This window comes from Candidatus Spongiihabitans sp., assembly GCF_965247905.1.
Taxonomy (GTDB): Bacteria; Pseudomonadota; Gammaproteobacteria; order Arenicellales; family Poriferihabitantaceae; genus Spongiihabitans.
The window spans coordinates 1,364,021-1,381,324 of record NZ_OZ252047.1; the positions used below are offsets into that span (position 1 = coordinate 1,364,021).

A 17,304-nucleotide genomic window follows, 5' to 3' on the forward strand; every position below is an offset into this window, starting at 1 on the left:
TTGAAATGGTTTATGAAGTGGTTCATCCGCGCCGGCGAGGCATTTTTTATCCGCGCCCGGTTAAAAAAAGACGGCGACGCCAAACAGCGTGTCGTGAAATGCGACCAGCAAAGCGTACGCGATCAAGCCAATGACGCCGGCGAGGACATCCCTTTTTATCGGCGCCTTTTTTATCGCGGCCGTGCTCGAGTCTGGCGGCTTCGGCGCGGCGCGTTGCCTGGCCGAGCATAAGTGAAATAACGCATACACCGCGAAACTGCCGAACAAAATCATCGCCGCCGCCGCGCCGTTGACCAGCAGGTGGCTCGCCGCCCACAGCAGCACGCCCCACATCATCGGATGGCGCACGATGCGCTTAATGTTGTTATCGAAATTCATCGCCACCAGCAGAATCAAGGCCGGCGCCATCAACACCGCGGTCGCGGTCGCTGCCGGCGGCTGCCAAACTGCGGTGTATGGCGCCGCGCCCATGCCCACGACCATCATCGCCACGCCGATGAAAGACAACGCCGCGAACGCGATCTTATACGGCGTTGCGCCGAGATCGCGCACCAGTTTTTCACGCAACGACGGATTCGCCGGCAACAGATGGACGCCGAAAAAAACGGCAATGCCAATGATCAACCAAGTCATGCTAATCTCCTCCGGCGCGGCCGGGTGCTAAAATTTAGAACATGATAGTATACGCTGTGAATCCAACACCGCACAAGCCAACCCGACAAATCAACCCGACAAATCCACATGACCAAGCGATGACCCTGCCCGCCAACAGCTCAACCGCGCACCTCGCGGTCGCGCTTGCCCACGCGCTTGAACGGGCGCCGCGTTTTTCCTGCGCCCATCTGCCGACGCCGCTAGAGCCGTTGAAACGCCTGAGCGCGCACCTGAAGGGGCCGAATCTGTGGATCAAACGAGACGATTGCACCGGCCTTGCCACCGGCGGCAACAAGGCGCGCAAACTGGAATACTTGGTCGGCGACGCCATCGCCAAAGATGCCGATACGCTCATCACTCACGGCGCGCTGCAATCCAACCATGTGCGCCAGACCGCGGCGGCAGCGGCCATGGCGGGGATGGGTTGCGAAGTGCTATACGAGCACCGGGTGGATAATCCCGACGCGGATTATGTCGCATCCGGCAATGTCCTGCTGACCGGCTTGCTCGGCGCCAAGCGACACGAATACCGCAAAGATACGGATATGGACGCGGCCATGGCGACGCTGGCGGATGCGTTGCGCGCCGACGGCAAGCGCCCCTATCTCATTCCCGGCGGCGGCTCCAATCCGGTCGGCGCGATGGGTTACGCCCACTGCGCGCTGGAGTTGACCGAGCAAGCCGCGCGCCTGGGGTTGCGCATAAACCATGTGGTGCACGCCACCGGCAGCACCGGAACGCAAGCCGGTTTGGTGGCCGGCTGTCATGCGCTGTACCTCGGTGGTGATTTTGGTTCGGGCGCTTCGCAATGGCCATTCCCAATACTTGGCATCGGCGTCAGGTTGCCGCGCGCGCAACAGGAGCAAAAAGTGTTCGATCTGGCGCGCGCCACCGCCGCGCATCTCGGCGTGAAACAGGAGTTGCCGCGCGACCGAGTGCAAGCCAACTGCGACTACGTAGGCGCCGGTTACGGCATACCCACCGACGGCATGCTGGAAGCGGTCGCGTTGTTAGCGAGATTGGAAGGCATCTTGCTCGACCCGGTGTATTCGGGGAAAGGCATGGCCGGGTTGATCGACCTGGTACGCAAGGGATTTTTTTCACCCACCGACAACGTAGTGTTCATACACACCGGCGGCTCGGCCGCGTTGTTTGGCTATCGGACGGTGTTTGTGGAAGATGGGGTGGGGGAAGGTTAAATTCCACTCAACACTACGATGTCAATCGGCTTGTTTAGATGCGCCGGCCATCTGTGGACAGTTTAAATTTTTGGGATTATACTTTCAGTACTCATAGGTTAGATTTAGCGAGGCAGATATGTCGGATTTAGGCGAAGGCAGCGAAGCAGTTGCAGACTATATAACCATTTGCAACACAATCGCGGATTCATATCCACAAAGTACCGCGCATGGCTTGTAGAAGGACGCAATTAAGAATTCCTTGGATGCTAGAAAAGGCAGGGGCGCGACCGTGCGCGTTGAATTTAAGGTGGCAAAAAACAACCGCGGCGAGACTTTTCTAACTTTCAAGGACAGCAACACCACGGGGCTCACTGGTGCGGTGATACATGATGTATCCGATTATAAAAATCTGAAAAAAAGCGATCATTGGGCGCGATTTGAAGCTTTTGCATACACGAAAGAGGATCCGGATGCACTTGGAGCAAGAGGGCAGGGTAAATTTATTTTTCTGCGCGCATCAAAGCAATACAGGATGATTTACGATACGTTACGAGATGATGGCGTTTACCGGCTTGGTGCCACAGAAGCAACCAAAGTAGGCCGCAAAATCTATCCCCAAAGGGGAAAAAAATGGGAAGACGAAACGGCAAAAAACCAGCTGCGTAGTTTCTGTGATTTGGAACCGCTGGAAGATGTGGGTGCGAGAATTATTGTCTGTGAGCCGATACAGGAAGTTTTGGACGAAATTAAAAATGGTGCATTTGAGCGGGCTATTCAGGAAACTTGGTTTCGTGCCATTGAGAAAAATCAAATAGAAGTGTGGCTTAATGTGTCGGGGGAAAGCAAAAAAATTGATTTGCCTTCCCCGTATCCGTTACCCAAGAATGATGTCTCGAAAATAAAAACATGGATTTACAAAAAGGACTTCGACGATTCTACGATCTTTTCATCTGATGGAGGTTTCAAGATTAAAAATTTTTGCGTTGTGTATTTACCCAAACATCAAATTTCGGAAGATCTCCAGGGAATAGCGATTGTGCAAAACGGAATGAAAGTTACTTCCCTCAATATAGATATGGCTCCGACCGATGTTCGCGAAAAAATCACTGGATATATTGAATTCGAGAGAGAGCTTGACAGAGAACTACGCAGAGGCAAAAACCAAAATCCAAATCACTATGACTTAAAGTGGCGAAGTACCACGCCAAGGGCGATCAAGGGTTTTATCAATCGCCAGTTGGAGGAATTCGGCCGTCAAAAATTGGGCATAGGAGAAGACAAAAGAGAAAAACAAAAGCGACACCGAAACAACGCCGAACAAAAAGCCATGGATCTGTTGTTGCGTTACGCTTCCGACATTGACTTGCGAGGGCCAAGGAGAACAGGACCAGTACCCGATCCAGGCCCATGTCCAAATCCAAATCCACCACCAAACAAAGAGATTGGTCTTATCGTTCAGACACAATTTCCGGATATTGAAAAGAAACCTCGGGTTGATTGGGGTGAGGAAATGCTAGTGTATATACGCTGCTTTAATAAGACAGCTGACGACGTGAAGGGGCTGGTCTCGGCCAGAATCCTTCAAGCCGACACGCTCATTGAAGAACTGCTGGCAAATGAACCGGTCGAACTGAGACAAGCGAGCGAGAGCAATCTCAAATATGTGGTGGTATTAAACGATGGTAGTCCGCTTGCAATAGGCATTGATCAACCTCGTTATAAGAATCCGGGCGAATATCGTATTCGTACGGTCTTGATTAACGCAGATGACGGGGATGAAATTGATGCTCGCACGGTTAAGTTTTGGGTTGAAGAAAATCCTCCCCGAAGAATGCCATTCAAATTGGAGGCCGCCGCATTATCGACTAAACATGCTTGGCAACCGGGTGGAGATAACAATGATCCGACCATCTACTACAACACGAATCACCCCCACTACAAGGCTTCACAGCAAGATGAAGAAGATCAAGCAGATTATCTGTTTAACATTTGCTTGGAAGGCGCTTTCTATTTCATTTTAACCCGTCCATACAATGAACACGGAGAAGTGGATTATCGTCCTCTGAATACAGACAACATTGTGCACAGTAGCAAAGATGTGATGCCCGAAAAGGTCTACCAAGAAATCAGCGAATATATTTCATCGGTGCGGTGGCGCAGGTTTGAGGAGTGAGCATCATGACTGTTTTATTGCGAAAAAAAGTAAATATTAGAGGGAATAACGAGGAGATAAAAGTCTTCCGTCCGTCCGGTGTTTTGTCTCGTGAAGATCAGGGACGCGCTGAAGAACTGGATGTGTTTCTTGCCAACAAAGTACCGGTATTGGCGAAACGGATAATGCAGTTGCCAGATAAGACCACGCCTATGCGAAGGTGGTATCAGCTTGGTCAGGAACTGCGAAAAATTGTGGATGGCAATGATCTGGTGTCGCGTTCGGACGTACAAAACGGCCTTATATGGGAAGGAATTAAACAATACTTACCTGAAACCATCGGTTTAAAAGGGGCTGGACAGGCACACGATTCGAATTCCCCACAACACGGAGACAGAGGGCATCTCCCGATCTGTTATGCCACCTCTAGATATGCTTGGGTGGAAATAAAATGGTTGCGCCGTTGGGATGACTGGTGCAACATTTACTATAGAGGGAGTATGTGGAAGGATAAGAGAGTGATTGAGTCTTTGCGGGAGGAAATCACGAAAATGCAAGAATACCCCAAACGCAAAGAGTTCAGAGAAATAATAAAAAATCTTGCTGCGCAAACAACCGGAAAGCATATAGAAGTACTCAACGATTCGGTGATTGTTGACAAAGTGCATAGCGCGGTTGAACAGGCACTACTTAGTGCCGCATGAATGCCCCGGGTGATTTTTCACGGTGTATTTGTTCATAACTGTAAACAGAAAAATCATGTCGTTCCGGGATGTGAAACCCAAAAATGCAAGCCTCACAAACCTATAAGGAAACCCATGAAGCTCACAGCAATCATTGAACGTGAAAAAATGAATAGGTATCGTTATGCCGCAGATTAATGTTGTGTGCTACGGCGATAGCGTGAAACAAGAACAGGATAATCTTCAAGAAGCGTTGAATATTTTTTGAAACAGTCACCCCCGACAAGATACATCGGCGGTTTCACAACGAGGTTTTTATCACTCAAGTTGAAGTTGCGGTTGAGTAAATATCGCGCCCCGAAAATTGATTGTTTTGCTACCCCGGTTTTTGTTGCTCAAAATAACGGCAAGATAGTGAATAGAATTTGACTCATTGGTCGGGGTGAGAGGATTCGAACCTCCGGCCCCTGCCTCCCGAAGGCAGTGCTCTACCAGGCTGAGCTACACCCCGATGTGCGGCTACTCAGATTTGCAACCGGGATTAAAGCACAGTATGGGCAGTTTCGACAAATTATCTAGCGGTGCCTTAATTATGCTTTGATGGATTCCCCCGGCATCAAATCATAGGGATGCGCCCATCCTTCCAGATCTTGAATGTCCGCTAACCATCGAATGATATGGGGATATTCGGCAAAATCGATTCCGATTTCGTCCTGAAAATAGAGGTAGCCGCACATCGAAAAATCCGCGATGGTGACTCGGTCGCCGATGGCGAAACTGGAATTTTGGAGATGACTGTTCAGCACTTTTAATGCGGCTTTGGCGCGCGCCTCGAAAAATTGGGTGACCTCATTTTCTCCGCGCTCGGTGAATGCGCGAATGAACCGCAGGGTGGCGATGTAACTGGTGAGTTTATGATTGTCGAATAATATCCATCTCAGAATTTCGCGCCGTTGCGCATCATTTTCAGCGCCGAAGCCGCCGGTTTTTTCCGCCAGATAATCGAGAATCACCCCGGATTGGGACAGCATCAGTCCATCGTGTTGCAACAGCGGAACCTCGCCCATGGGGTTTAGTTTGCGGAAAGCCTCGCTTTTGGTCTCGCCGTGCATGAAGTCGACGAAGCGCGGCCGCCAATCGGCGCCGGATACATTCAGCATCAGCGCGACTTTGTAGGCGTTTCCAGATTTGTCGAAGCAGTAAAGTTGGTATTCGGCGGCCATTTCTCGCGCTCAGATTTGCCGGGCCATGACCACGCCGCAGCGCTTGCATTCGACTTTTTCCACGCCGCCGCCATCGCCGAACCCGAAGGTTTTGCTCAGCACTTGAAAATTGTGAAAGCCCAGCCAGCAAAGCAATTTGCCGAGGCGTGGGGGCAACTCTCGCATATTAAAATCCCATCGTTAAGAGACCCGCTATCTTACTGCAAATTGCCAGAAATTCCACGCCCGTGTATAGGTCCATAACATATGGCACTCCGGTTGGTTGATGATCAGGGATTGTACAGGAGAAAGCAGGGCTAATGCCTGGTGAGGTCGTTCGGTGTTGTAAAACACCAGCCAGTCGGCCAGTTCTCGGTTAAAAGCATCCAGGTCGGTGAACAGTAAATCCTCGTGGTAGTCGACGAAACTCTCCTGAATGGTGCGGTTGAAGCGTTCACAATGGGCGTTCATTTTGGGCGACCTCGGATAGGTCCGCCAGTGGGTGATGTGATGGCGTTCAAGTTCGCCTTCAAAGTCTTTCATAAACTCCGAGCCGTTGTCGGTCAACACATAGCGGATTGGTGTCGGAGTCAGGGCGATGAGGGAGCGCAGGGCGTGTGCGGCGCGGCGGCTGCTGCGGGTGGTGGACGCCCAGGCGAAGGCGAAGCGCGAGCAGGGGTCGATGAAGGTGAAGATGTAGCGTCGGATGCCATCACGGACGCGCTCCACGGTATCGCAAGCGAACTGCTCCATGGGGGCGGTGGAGATGCCCTTGGGGCGGCGTGTTTTGCGGGTTTGGCGCAGTGGCTTGTGTCGTCCGCGGCGATCCAGCCGCAGCGGGGCGTGGCGCATCTTATCGGGCTCCCGGTCGATGATGCGTCCGATGGTGGAGACACCTGGGGCGGGGACATTTATGGGTCTGGCACCAGGCTTTGATGAGCACCGACAAAGGGAGTTTTCCGATGTTCGGACGGACCTTGCGCAGGCGGCGGATTTCGTCCACCACTTCACGCCGGAAGACTGCGTGGCGGCGGCGTTTTGGTGCTCGTGAGCGCGGCGTCAGGGCTGCCGGGTCGCCGCCGGCTTGGGCGAGTGTTTGCTGCCAGCGGTAGAGGGTGCGGCGGCTGACCTTGAAGGCATCGCAGGTGGCGGCGGTACCGTGCACTTCCCAGAAGCGCAGGATGTCAATTCGTTTTTGGGCATGAGGGTTCATGTCCCAACGATGCCCTATTTTGGCAACGCGGTAAAACCCTCTTATTTGGTAGCCAATATGCTGGACTTGCATGGCATCTCCTCTTGGGTTGAGGAGTGCCATATGTATCTGAGCTTATGCAGCCCGGAAACTTCACGCCTAGAAACTTCACGCCCAGAAATTCCACGGTGACGTCGGCGCCGCTCCAATAATTTTAGCCAATAATTTTAGCGCGCTCGGCTGTGTTTCAGTCGCGGCCGGCTAACGGCTGAGGCGGCGCGCTACGCGGCCGATGGTCAGCCCCTGCACAATAATGGAGAAGATCACAATGGTGTAAGTCATGACCAGGAAAATGTCGCGCTCGGCGCCGCTGGGCAGGGTCAACGCCAGCGCGACCGAAATGCCGCCGCGCAATCCGCCCCAGGTCAGTATTTTCACGACATGCGCGCTGTAAGCCCAAGTGGTAAGCGCCCGCAACAGCGTGATGGGGATGCCGACGCTGATGAATCGCGCCAGCAGGATGAGTGGAATCGCCAGCAGCCCGGCCAGCAAATAGGCGCCGTTGAACTGCAAGACCAGGACTTCCAGCCCAATCAGGACGAACAAAACCACGTTCAGGATTTCATCCAGCAACTCCCAGAAGTTGTCCAGCCGCTGGCGGGTAACAATGGACATGGCATAGGCGCGGCCGTGATTGCCAATCAACAATCCCGCGACCACGACGGCGATCGGGCCCGAGGTGTGCATCTCAAGGGCCAGGGCATAGCCGCCCATCACCAGCGCCAGGGTGATTAGAATTTCAACCTGATAGTTGTCAACGCTCTTTAGCAGGTAAAATCCAAGCGCGCCCAACGCCAGACCGAAGATGATGCCGCCCACGGCTTCCTGGGCGAAGATGAGGGCGACTTGCGCGACCGACACCTGTTCGGGTTGCAGCACGATACTCAAAATCACCACAAACACCGCCACGCCGACACCGTCATTGAACAATGATTCTCCTGCGATTTTGGTTTCCAGGCTTTTGCCGATGCCGGCATTTTTTAAGGTGGACATCACGGCGATGGGATCGGTGGGCGAAATTAATGCGCCGAATAACAAGCAATACATAAAGGGCACGTTGAAACCGAGCACGGTCAACAATACGAACATCATGCCGCCAACCACAAAAGTGGATAGCGCCACGCCCAGGGTAGCCAATACGCCGATGGTCCATTTCATCGCCGCCAGATCTTTGGCGCTGACATGCAGCGCGCCGGCGAACAGCAGAAAACTCAACATGCCGTCCATTAATGCTTTGTTGAAGTCGATGCCCGACAGCATTTTTTCCGCGAAACGGTGGAGGTCCACAATGCCCAATTCACCCAGCAGGATAAATCCAAATGAAACGACCAGCGCAATCAGCATGACACCGATGGTCGTCGGCAGGCCGATGAAGCGAAAATTGATATAGGAAAATACCGCCGACAGCGTCAGGATAATGGCGATCAGGTTTATCAGGCCCATGGATTAGAAATGCTGGATTGGAAACGCGGATATTGGCAGACAAGTTCAAGCAATGGTAGCACGTAAATAGGGCCAGTAGCCGCGTGTTTTCGGGGAATGATCCCTGGCTTCGCGAACACGAATAACCCGGCATTTTTTATCATGTCTATGCGGGTTATGCGGGATAATTTTGGTGTTGGGAAGGAGGCGGGCAGCCCGCCGCCCGTCATTCCAAACAAGCCCGTCATTCCAACGAAAGAACGTCACCCCTGTGAAAACAGGGGTTGGAATCCAGTGAAACCATCCGTCCCCCGCTTCCGCGAGGGCAGGCCCGCGCAGCGGGACACGACCGCCAGGGAAGGTGGAAGTGCAGATACTGTCGGGAACAAGCATCTGCCGACCGCCAGGGAAGGTGGAAGTGCAGATACTGTCGGGAACAAGCATCTGCCGACCGCCAGGGAAGGTGGAAGTGCAGATACTGTCGGGAACAAGCATCTGCCGACCGCCAGGGAAGGTGGAAGTGCAGATACTGTCGGGAACAAGCATCTGCCGACCGCCAGGGAAGGTGGAAGTGCAGATACTGTCGGGAACAAGCATCTGCCGACCGCCAGGGAAGGTGGAAGTGCAGATACTGTCGGGAACAAGCATCTGCCGACCGCCAGGGAAGGTGGAAGTGCAGATACTGTCGGGAACAAGCATCTGCCGACCGCCAGGGAAGGTGGAAGTGCAGATACTGTCGGGAACAAGCATCTGCCGACCGCCAGGGAAGGTGGAAGTGCAGATACTGTCGGGAACAAGCATCTGCCGACCGCCAGGGAAGGTGGAAGTGCAGATACTGTCGGGAACAAGCATCTGCCGACCGCCAGGGAAGGTGGAAGTGCAGATTGCCGCTCCTGCGCATCCTGCGCCCGCGGCATACATGCCATCCGTGGCAATATTGCCGGGAGCAAAAATCTGCCAAAACCGCAAGTCCAAGGGCGAGCGCCGACCTCGCCGCCGGGTGATGTCGTGGCTACGCCACATGTTTTACTGGATTATCGGGTCAAGCCCGATAATGACGGGCAGGAGGGCGGGAGGGCAGGAGGGCGGGAGGGCAGGAGGGTGGGAATGGCGCGAAATGGTAAATGACGGCATTTTTGCTTCGCGGGATCGTGGTCGCCGCCGCGACAGCGCGCTGAAACTCCAGCGATATGGCGTTGTGAAGTGAAGGTTAATCCCTTGTTTTTGACCGTGTTTTTGACAATGTCAATGTCATTAAGCCAGGTTGGATTTTCTTGCCCTGACAACGCCAGGATGGCATTATTCGGCTTTCCTAAAACATAAATACGGTGGTTGGAACATGTCAAATAAAAGCCTGTCAAATAAGCGCATGTCAAATAAGAGCAGGTCGAATAAGACAAGATGCGGGTGGTGCGGCGACGATGAACTTTATCAAAGTTACCATGACAATGAGTGGGGCGAACCGCTGCACGATGAACAAAAATTGTTTGAATTTCTATGTCTGGAAGGGGCTCAGGCCGGGTTAAGCTGGATCACCATTTTGCGTAAGCGCGAGAATTATCGCGCCGCGTTTGATTATTTTGACGCAGAAAAAATAGCGCGCTATGACCATGTTAGGATTGCGTCTCTGCTTGCCAATCCCGGCATCGTGCGCAATAAATTAAAGGTCAATGGGTTTGTGAAAAATGCGCGCGCCTATTTGCAAATGCGCGAGCAAGGCATTTCGCTGGATGACTACTTCTGGAATTATGTGGCGCGCAAACCGATTCAAAACCACTGGAAGAACATGGCGCAGATGCCGGCCAATACAGCGCTGTCCGATGCCATGGCCAAGGATTTGAAGACACGCGGCTTCACTTTTGTCGGCAGCACAATTTGCTACGCCTTTATGCAAGCCACGGGCCTGGTCAATGACCATCTGATCAAGTGCTTTCGGCATGACCAACTCGCCTGATTTTTTTAACAAGAACCCGAATAATAACCCTAATAATAACCATGATGGCTTTGCGAATGTCGGCAGTCGGGCTGCGGAAAATCCATCTCTATTTTTTGCCCTATTTTCTGATGCTGTTCTGTGGCACGGTGTGGGGGACGACGTTTTCTTTGGCGCGGATTGCGACCTCCGAAAACGCCCATCCCCTGGGCTTGTCGTTTTGGCTGGCCAGCGGTGGCGGGTTGGTGTTGCTCGTTATTGGTTTAGTCCGAAGGGTGTGGCCGCCGCTTGACCGCGACTCGTTGGTGCGCTATGTCGTTATCGGATCGATTGGCTCAATCATCCCCGGCACCTTGTATTTTTACGCGGCCTCCCGAGTGCCATCCGGTATTCTCGCGATTACGATAACGCTGGTGCCGATGATGACCTATCTGCTGTCGCTGGTTTTGGGGGTTGATGCTTACCAGCGAAAGCGCTTCATTGGCATACTTATCGGTTTCGCGGCGATTTTGCTATTGGTGATTCCTGAAAGCAGCCTGCCGGATCCGGGCATGACAAAATGGCTGTTGCTGGCGTTGTTGGCGTGTGCTTTTTACACCATCGAAACGCTGTACGTGGATGTATTGATTCCCGACAATACCGATATGGTCGCGCTACTGAGCGGCGGCTTGATCATGGCAAGTATTGGCATGATTCCGATTCTGTATTTCCAGGATGCCTGGGTGCCGCTGAATTTTCCATTCACTAAAATTGAATGGTCTATCGTGGCCATGGCAGTGGTCAGCAGCCTGGCTTATGCAACATTTTTTCTGCTGGTGAAAATGGCGGGCGCAGTTTTTGCCAGCCTGTCCGGTTATGTCATCACCACCGCCGGGGTGTTTTGGGGAATCGTGATATTTGATGAAACGCATTCCATCTGGGTTTGGTCCGCGTTCGCTTTGTTGTTGGTCGGCATGGCGTTGGTGACGCCCCGAGAAAAAATAGTGACGGAAAAAACAGTGGCGGAAAAAACCGCGGCGGAAAAAACCGCGGCGAGAAAATAACGCGGTCAGCCCGCCAACAATCGGTTCATCCGTTTTACAAAATCACCGGGATCCTTCAGCGACGCGCCTTCGGCGAGCACGGCCTGGTCGAACAGCAGTTTCGCCCACTCGTCGGCGTCGTCACCGTCGGCGTCAATGCGTTTGACCAGATCGTGTTCGGGATTAATTTCCAAGATCGGTTTAGCGTTTGGCGCATCTTGCCCAATGGCCTGCAGGATGCGCTCCATATTGCTGCCCAAGTCATGCTCGTCCGCGACCAGACAACTTGGTGAATCAACCAATCTATCAGAAAGCCGGACATCCTTGACTTGGTCCGCCAGAACTGATTTGAATTTTTCCACCAATGGTTTCATGGCTTCAGATTTCTTTTCGGTTTCTTGCTTGCTTGCTTTGCCTTTTAACGCATCCATATCCAGGTCGCCTTTGGCGATGGATTTCAATGATTTTCCTTCGTATTCGGTTAGATGACCGACCACCCATTCGTCCACCGGATCGGACAGCAGTAACACTTCGATATCGTTCTTGCGAAAAATTTCAAGGTGCGGCGATGACTTGGCGGCGTTGTGGCTATCCGCGGTCACATAGTAAATCGCTTTTTGCGCCATCGGCATACGCTTGATGTAATCATCCAGCGATATAGTCTGCGCCTCGTCACCGTTGTTTTTGTCGTCGGCTTTATGCGTGGAAGAAAATCGAACCAACCTGGCAATCGCATCCTTGTTTTCAAAATCCTCGATCAGGCCTTCTTTGATTGCTCGACCGTACTCTTTCCATAAGGCGTTATATTTGTCAACATCATTGGTCGCCAGTTTTTTGAATTCAGCCAGAATTTTCTTGACTGACGCCGCCCGAATTTTGTCAATGTCACGATTCTTTTGCAAAAACTCTCTGGAAACATTCAACGGCAAGTCCGCGGAGTCCACCAGTCCACGCACAAATCTCAGGTAATTGGGCATTAAGTTTTTGGCGTCATCAGCAATGAATATTCGTCGGACATAGAGTTTTATGCCGTTGCGTTGCTCGCGATCCCATAAATCGAACGGCGCTTTGGCCGGGATATAAAACAGCGAGATATATTCCATCTTGCCTTCCATGCGATTGTGTATGGTTAACGCAGGGGGTTCAGGATCGTAGGTCAAGGCCGCATAAAACGAATTGTGCTGCTCTTCACTGATGTCTTTTTTGGCGCGCGCCCAAAGCGCCGAGCCTTGGTTAATGGTCTCCCACTCTATCGGCTGAGCTTTTTTGGGTTTGCCCTGTTTATCCGTTTCCGCTTCTTTCAACATTTGAATCGGCAAGGAAATATGGTCAGAGTATTTGGCGATGACGTTTTTTACTCGATACCTTTGTGCATATTCCTTGCAATCCTTATTCAAGGAAATAGTAATTTCAGTGCCGCGCTCAGGTCGCTCAACCGTTTCCACGGTGTATTCACCGCTCCCATCCGACACCCATTTGACCCCTTCTCGGGTCGGCGTTCCGGCCTTGCGCGTCAACAATGTCACTTCTTTTGCAACCATGAAACACGAATAGAAGCCAACACCAAACTGGCCGATGAAGTTACTGTCGGCAGGTTTGTCCTTGTTTGTTTTTTCAAGGCCCATTTTTTCAAGAAATGTTTTGGTGCCAGAGCGTGCGATGGTGCCGATATCCGCAATCACTTCATCGTGGGTCATGCCGATGCCATTATCACGAATGGTAACGCTATGTTTGCTGGCATCCAGCGTTATCCATATTCCCAGCGCCTCATCGTCCTCTAACAATTTTTTGTCGGTTAGCGACTGAAATCTCAACTTATCGCAGGCATCCGAGGCGTTTGAAATAATTTCTCGCAGAAATATTTCCTTATTGCTGTACAGGGAATGAATCATTAATTGCAGCAATTGCTGCACTTCGGTTTGGAAAGCGTGGGTTTCCAGCGTAGATTTTTGCGCGGATTTGCGCGTGGGTTTTTGCGTGGATTGTGGCTCGGCTGTTTGGCTATTTTTGTCCTTGGGCGCGGTTTTGCTCGGGCGTTGTTTGGTCATTGTTGTCAGGTGGTTTTGATGTTAGTATTGCGGCTTGAAATGGGGGCGCAAGCAAATGCTTTCAAGGGCAGAATTTTCCCGCCACGCGCCGCGGGCGTCATCATTGACCTGATGAAAATTGACCTGATGAAATGTTATCCATATATTCCGTATCCATGCCGGGCTGGTCGTTGCGGTTTGGTATGTTCACGGCGAGATGGGCAATTCGGGGTATAGCGCAGCCTGGTAGCGCGCCTGCTTTGGGAGCAGGATGTCGGGAGTTCGAATCTCTCTACCCCGACCAGTTTTTTGGCTTGGTCCGTTGCGCCCGTAGCTCAACCGGATAGAGCAACGGCCTTCTAAGCCGTAGGTTACAGGTTCGAGTCCTGTCGGGCGCGCCATTTGCCGGGCGAGGTGTGCCCGACAGACACCTATGAGCCCGGACACAGGATTGAGGATTACGATGCCCATCGCCCTTTAAAACATGGCGTCTTTCAAGCATTGTGTTGTTCAAGATTATTCCATAACCATTTCATAACCATCGCCCATGACAGTATCAGCCCATCGCGGTGAAATTTTGCATTGCCTGGACGACCCCAGAGATTACAATAATCACAGGCAACACAATAATCATGGCAATAATCGCGGCGAGGCGGCGTGGCAATACTTCGCCGATGGATTACTCATTATCGAGGATGGTCATGTTGCCGCTTGCGGCGAGGCGCGCCGCCTGCTCAGCGGTTTGGCGGATGCGGCGGAAATTCACCAGCACGCCGATGGCTTGATTCTGCCCGGTTTCATAGATGCGCATATTCATTATCCGCAGTGCGAAATCATCGCCGCTTACGGCGCGCAGTTGATCGACTGGCTGCAACGATACACTTTTCCGGCCGAAGCGAAATTTGAAGATTCGAATATCGCGGCGGCTACTGCGGAATTCTTTCTTGACGAGTTGCTGCGCAACGGCACCACCACCGCGCTGGTGTTCGGCACGGTACATGCGCAGTCGGTGGATGCGTTTTTCACGCAAGCCGCGGCGCGAAACTTGCGCATGATATGCGGCAAGGTGATGATGGATCGCAACGCGCCGCAGGCGTTGTGCGACACGCCGCAATCGAGTTTTGACGACAGCCGTGAACTCATCGCGAGATGGCACGGCAAGGGTCGGCTCGGCTACGCCGTGACGCCGCGCTTCGCGCCGACTTCGTCGGCGCAGCAGTTGCGCATGGCGGGCAAGTTGCTCAGCGAGAACCCCGGCGTCCACCTGCACACGCACCTCGCCGAGAACACGCGTGAATGTCAATGGGTCGGTGAATTATTCCCGCAATGCAAAGATTACCTTGATGTTTATGATCAGCATGGCTTGCTCGGCCGGCGCTCGGTTTTCGCCCATGGCATACATTTATCCGACCGAGAATGGAGGCGTTTGCAACAATCCGAATCCAACCTGGCTTTTTGCCCAACCTCAAACCTGTTCATCGGCAGCGGGCTTTTCGACTTGCGCTGCGCCGACCGCCACCAGGTGCGCGTCGCCCTCGGCACCGATGTCGGCGGCGGCGATAGTTTCTCATTGCTGCGTACCATCAACGAGGCCTACAAAGTGCAACAATTGCAGCAACACAACTTGTCGCCGCTACGCGCGTTATACCTGGCTACGCTCGGCGGCGCGCGCGCGCTCGATTTGCACCAGCACATCGGCAACTTCGAACGCGGCAAGGAAGCCGATTTCATCGTGCTGGATTATCGCGCCACGCCGCTGATTAATTTCAGAATAACTAAATGCGAGGATTGGATGGAGAAATTATTCGTCATGCAAATGTTAGGCGACGACCGCGCGATACGGGAGACCTGGATAATGGGGCAAAAGAAGTTCGCGCGATAATTTTCGGTCAGTTGGATTCAATGACGCCTATTTATAGGGATGAAATTAGACGGCTGCTTTCATGTTAGCGGGTGTGGTCCGGCGCTATTTCCTTATCGTTTCCGAAAACTTCGAATAGCCCGGCCGTTAAAATTAAAATTACGCCTAACCATTCAAGCATTTGCAGTCGTTCGTCCAGTAATATTGATGCGCTGACCACGGCGACCAGCACTTCGGTCATCATCAACACCCCTACGCGCCCCGGATAAAGCCGCCCCGAGGCCCAAAAAATGGCATATAAACTGGGCACTAAACACAGACAAGTGTATAGCCACATAACCGGAATGGTGGCGGCCCAGACAGACCAGTGCGGAATGACATTGATTTGCGCGAGCAGCGCACAGCCGGCAAGCGCGAAAGCCAGGCTGAACAGGTGTTGGGATGCGACCATCCCGGTTATTTTGACGCCTGGATTTTTCTTCAGGTAGACCGCGCCGAGACCCCAAAACAACCCCGACGCCAGGCCGAAATAATCGCCGATGTTTATTGGCGTGGTTAAATCAGAGGCACCGCCGAGGATAAAATACAACCCGGCCAAACCGACTAAAATAGCCATCCATCGATTCCATCGCACTTGCTCGCGCAACATCACCAGACTAAACAGGGTCGCCCAAATCGGCGTCAGGTAATACAGTAATGTCGCGCGCACCACCGTTGAATAAATCAGCCCGATGGCGTAAAAAACCAGTGCCGCGCCGGTGTAAAAACCGATGATGGCGATGGCCTTGATTTCGGGTCGAATCTCGCGCCAAAACCAGCAGGACAGCGGCATCAGAATGGACAAGGGCAGCAGGCTGGCAAGCACCACGGCCCAGGCTCCCGACATCCCCGCCTGCTCCGCAAAACGCAATGGAATCCAGTATATGCCCCAAATTGCCGCGCCGCCGGTAACCGCGAATACCGGCAACGATGCGTTATCGTTCAGGTTATTGCCGGGGTTATTGCCGGGGTTATTGGCGGCGTTATCGTTAATGTGACTGGCGGGCTGCAATTTCGCTACACTTTCATTACATCAATAACCTTACCGTCTGCGTTAGTTGGGCTTGCTGAATCGGATTTATTTTGCATATGTTGTTGGCGCAGGGCGATCAACTGCCCGGCCACGGAAACCGCCACTTCCATCGGTCGTTTGCCGCCGACCCGCGCAAGTCCAATCGGCGAGGTCAGTCTGGCAATCTCGTCGCTGCTGAATTGTTTTCGCGCCAAGCGGCTACGGAACTTCGCGGCTTTTGATTTAGAGCCAATCAAACCGCAGAATCGCGCATCGTTGCGCGACAGTATGGCCTCGACCAGTTGCATATCCAACTCATGGCTATGCGTCATCACCAAAAAATAGGCGTTGGCGGGGCCTCGCTCGACATCAACATCGGGATTTTGCATCTTCATAATATCGATATTGGAACCCAGCGCCGCGTTTTTATGCACCTGAATAAACTCATCTCTCGCATCAATCCACCTCACCTTGCACGGCAACTCGGACAAAATAGTGACCAGCGCTTTGCCGACATGACCGGCGCCGAAGACCACAACATTGAAATCCTGCGCTGCAATGTGTTCAAAAAGCAACTCCACTTTTCCGCCGCAGCATTGGGTTAAATCCTTGCCTAAGGTGAACGACTCGCGAACAATCGTCGGCTCATTGTTGGATGATGACGACAACATATCGCGCGCTTTGGCAATCGCCTGATACTCGAGATTGCCGCCGCCGATGGTGTCGTAAATCGCGTTTTCATCCACCACCATCTTGCTCATCGCATCGCGCGGCGCCGATCCGCGCACCGCTAAAACGGTCACAATGACGCAACTTTTATCTTGCCTGGATAGGCGGGCGATGGCTTCAATCCAAGTCATTGTC

At 52.6% G+C, this 17,304-nt stretch carries 16 protein-coding genes and 3 tRNA genes; 9 read left to right on the forward strand and 10 right to left on the reverse strand.

The genetic code is table 11. The annotated features are described in order from the left end of the window. Nucleotides 1-60 precede the first annotated feature (60 nt). Complete coding sequence (locus ACP158_RS07045) at nucleotides 61-633, reverse strand: NnrU family protein (protein ID WP_424948236.1); 573 nt, start codon at nucleotides 631-633, stop codon at nucleotides 61-63. 119 nt (nucleotides 634-752) lie between these two features. On the opposite strand from ACP158_RS07045, the gene ACP158_RS07050 reads away from it, so the two are divergent. From ACP158_RS07050 to ACP158_RS07060, 3 genes are all read left to right on the forward strand, one after another. Beyond that, nucleotides 753-1,853: a D-cysteine desulfhydrase gene (locus ACP158_RS07050; protein WP_424948417.1), complete on the forward strand. Its 1,101-nt coding sequence runs from the start codon at nucleotides 753-755 to the stop codon at nucleotides 1,851-1,853. 241 nt (nucleotides 1,854-2,094) lie between these two features. Beyond that, on the forward strand, nucleotides 2,095-4,008 hold the full coding sequence (locus tag ACP158_RS07055) for a hypothetical protein (RefSeq protein ID WP_424948237.1): 1,914 nt from the start codon (nucleotides 2,095-2,097) through the stop codon (nucleotides 4,006-4,008). 5 nt (nucleotides 4,009-4,013) lie between these two features. After that, entirely contained in the window at nucleotides 4,014-4,691 is a 678-nt protein-coding gene (locus ACP158_RS07060; protein ID WP_424948238.1) for a hypothetical protein, read from the forward strand. A 413-nt stretch (nucleotides 4,692-5,104) separates the two neighbouring features. Here the strand turns inward: ACP158_RS07060 and ACP158_RS07065 are convergent. The 6 genes from ACP158_RS07065 to ACP158_RS07090 all read right to left on the reverse strand — a co-directional run bounded on the left by ACP158_RS07065 (nucleotide 5,105) and on the right by ACP158_RS07090 (nucleotide 8,567). Continuing rightward, nucleotides 5,105-5,181, reverse strand: a tRNA-Pro gene (locus ACP158_RS07065). 79 nt (nucleotides 5,182-5,260) lie between these two features. Continuing rightward, the gene (locus ACP158_RS07070; RefSeq protein WP_424948239.1) at nucleotides 5,261-5,893 is read right to left on the reverse strand and encodes a glutathione S-transferase family protein; all 633 of its coding nucleotides are present in this window, start codon (nucleotides 5,891-5,893) and stop codon (nucleotides 5,261-5,263) included. 9 nt (nucleotides 5,894-5,902) lie between these two features. Further along, nucleotides 5,903-6,058: a hypothetical protein gene (locus ACP158_RS07075; RefSeq protein WP_424948240.1), complete on the reverse strand. Its 156-nt coding sequence runs from the start codon at nucleotides 6,056-6,058 to the stop codon at nucleotides 5,903-5,905. Nucleotides 6,059-6,085: 27 nt separating this feature from the next. Next, a complete protein-coding gene (locus ACP158_RS07080) occupies nucleotides 6,086-6,724 on the reverse strand; it encodes an integrase core domain-containing protein (RefSeq protein WP_424948241.1) in 639 nt (212 codons plus the stop codon). A gap of 1 nt (nucleotide 6,725) precedes the next feature. Further along, nucleotides 6,726-7,187 carry a helix-turn-helix domain-containing protein gene (locus ACP158_RS07085; protein ID WP_424948242.1) on the reverse strand — a complete coding sequence of 154 codons (462 nt, stop codon included), beginning with the start codon at nucleotides 7,185-7,187 and terminating at the stop codon, nucleotides 6,726-6,728. Between the two features lie 138 nt (nucleotides 7,188-7,325). Next, a complete protein-coding gene (locus tag ACP158_RS07090) occupies nucleotides 7,326-8,567 on the reverse strand; it encodes a cation:proton antiporter (RefSeq protein ID WP_424948243.1) in 1,242 nt (413 codons plus the stop codon). 273 nt (nucleotides 8,568-8,840) lie between these two features. Between ACP158_RS07090 and ACP158_RS07095 the strand changes: the two genes are divergently transcribed. From ACP158_RS07095 to ACP158_RS07105, 3 genes are all read left to right on the forward strand, one after another. After that, nucleotides 8,841-9,674 (forward strand): hypothetical protein, encoded by an 834-nt coding sequence (locus ACP158_RS07095; RefSeq protein ID WP_424948244.1) that lies wholly within the window; start codon nucleotides 8,841-8,843, stop codon nucleotides 9,672-9,674. A gap of 241 nt (nucleotides 9,675-9,915) precedes the next feature. Beyond that, nucleotides 9,916-10,500 carry a DNA-3-methyladenine glycosylase I gene (locus ACP158_RS07100; RefSeq protein WP_424948245.1) on the forward strand — a complete coding sequence of 195 codons (585 nt, stop codon included), beginning with the start codon at nucleotides 9,916-9,918 and terminating at the stop codon, nucleotides 10,498-10,500. Between the two features lie 44 nt (nucleotides 10,501-10,544). Beyond that, a complete protein-coding gene (locus ACP158_RS07105; RefSeq protein WP_424948246.1) occupies nucleotides 10,545-11,522 on the forward strand; it encodes a DMT family transporter in 978 nt (325 codons plus the stop codon). Between the two features lie 5 nt (nucleotides 11,523-11,527). Here the strand turns inward: ACP158_RS07105 and htpG are convergent, their stop codons facing one another. Next, on the reverse strand, nucleotides 11,528-13,393 hold the full coding sequence (htpG, locus tag ACP158_RS07110) for a molecular chaperone HtpG (protein WP_424948418.1): 1,866 nt from the start codon (nucleotides 13,391-13,393) through the stop codon (nucleotides 11,528-11,530). A 362-nt stretch (nucleotides 13,394-13,755) separates the two neighbouring features. Here htpG and ACP158_RS07115 point away from each other — a divergent pair. The 3 genes from ACP158_RS07115 (at nucleotide 13,756) to guaD (ending at nucleotide 15,410) form a co-directional block, all read left to right on the forward strand. Beyond that, nucleotides 13,756-13,832 (forward strand) — tRNA-Pro (locus ACP158_RS07115). 20 nt (nucleotides 13,833-13,852) lie between these two features. Further along, a tRNA-Arg gene (locus ACP158_RS07120) sits at nucleotides 13,853-13,929 on the forward strand. A 146-nt stretch (nucleotides 13,930-14,075) separates the two neighbouring features. Continuing rightward, nucleotides 14,076-15,410 (forward strand): guanine deaminase, encoded by a 1,335-nt coding sequence (guaD, locus tag ACP158_RS07125; protein ID WP_424948247.1) that lies wholly within the window; start codon nucleotides 14,076-14,078, stop codon nucleotides 15,408-15,410. 64 nt (nucleotides 15,411-15,474) lie between these two features. Here guaD and ACP158_RS07130 read toward each other — a convergent pair whose 3' ends face one another. Next, nucleotides 15,475-16,440 (reverse strand): DMT family transporter, encoded by a 966-nt coding sequence (locus tag ACP158_RS07130; protein WP_424948248.1) that lies wholly within the window; start codon nucleotides 16,438-16,440, stop codon nucleotides 15,475-15,477. A gap of 5 nt (nucleotides 16,441-16,445) precedes the next feature. Next, nucleotides 16,446-17,300, reverse strand: a complete 855-nt coding sequence (gene xdhC / locus ACP158_RS07135; protein WP_424948249.1) for a xanthine dehydrogenase accessory protein XdhC — start codon at nucleotides 17,298-17,300, stop codon at nucleotides 16,446-16,448. Nucleotides 17,301-17,304 lie beyond the last annotated feature (4 nt).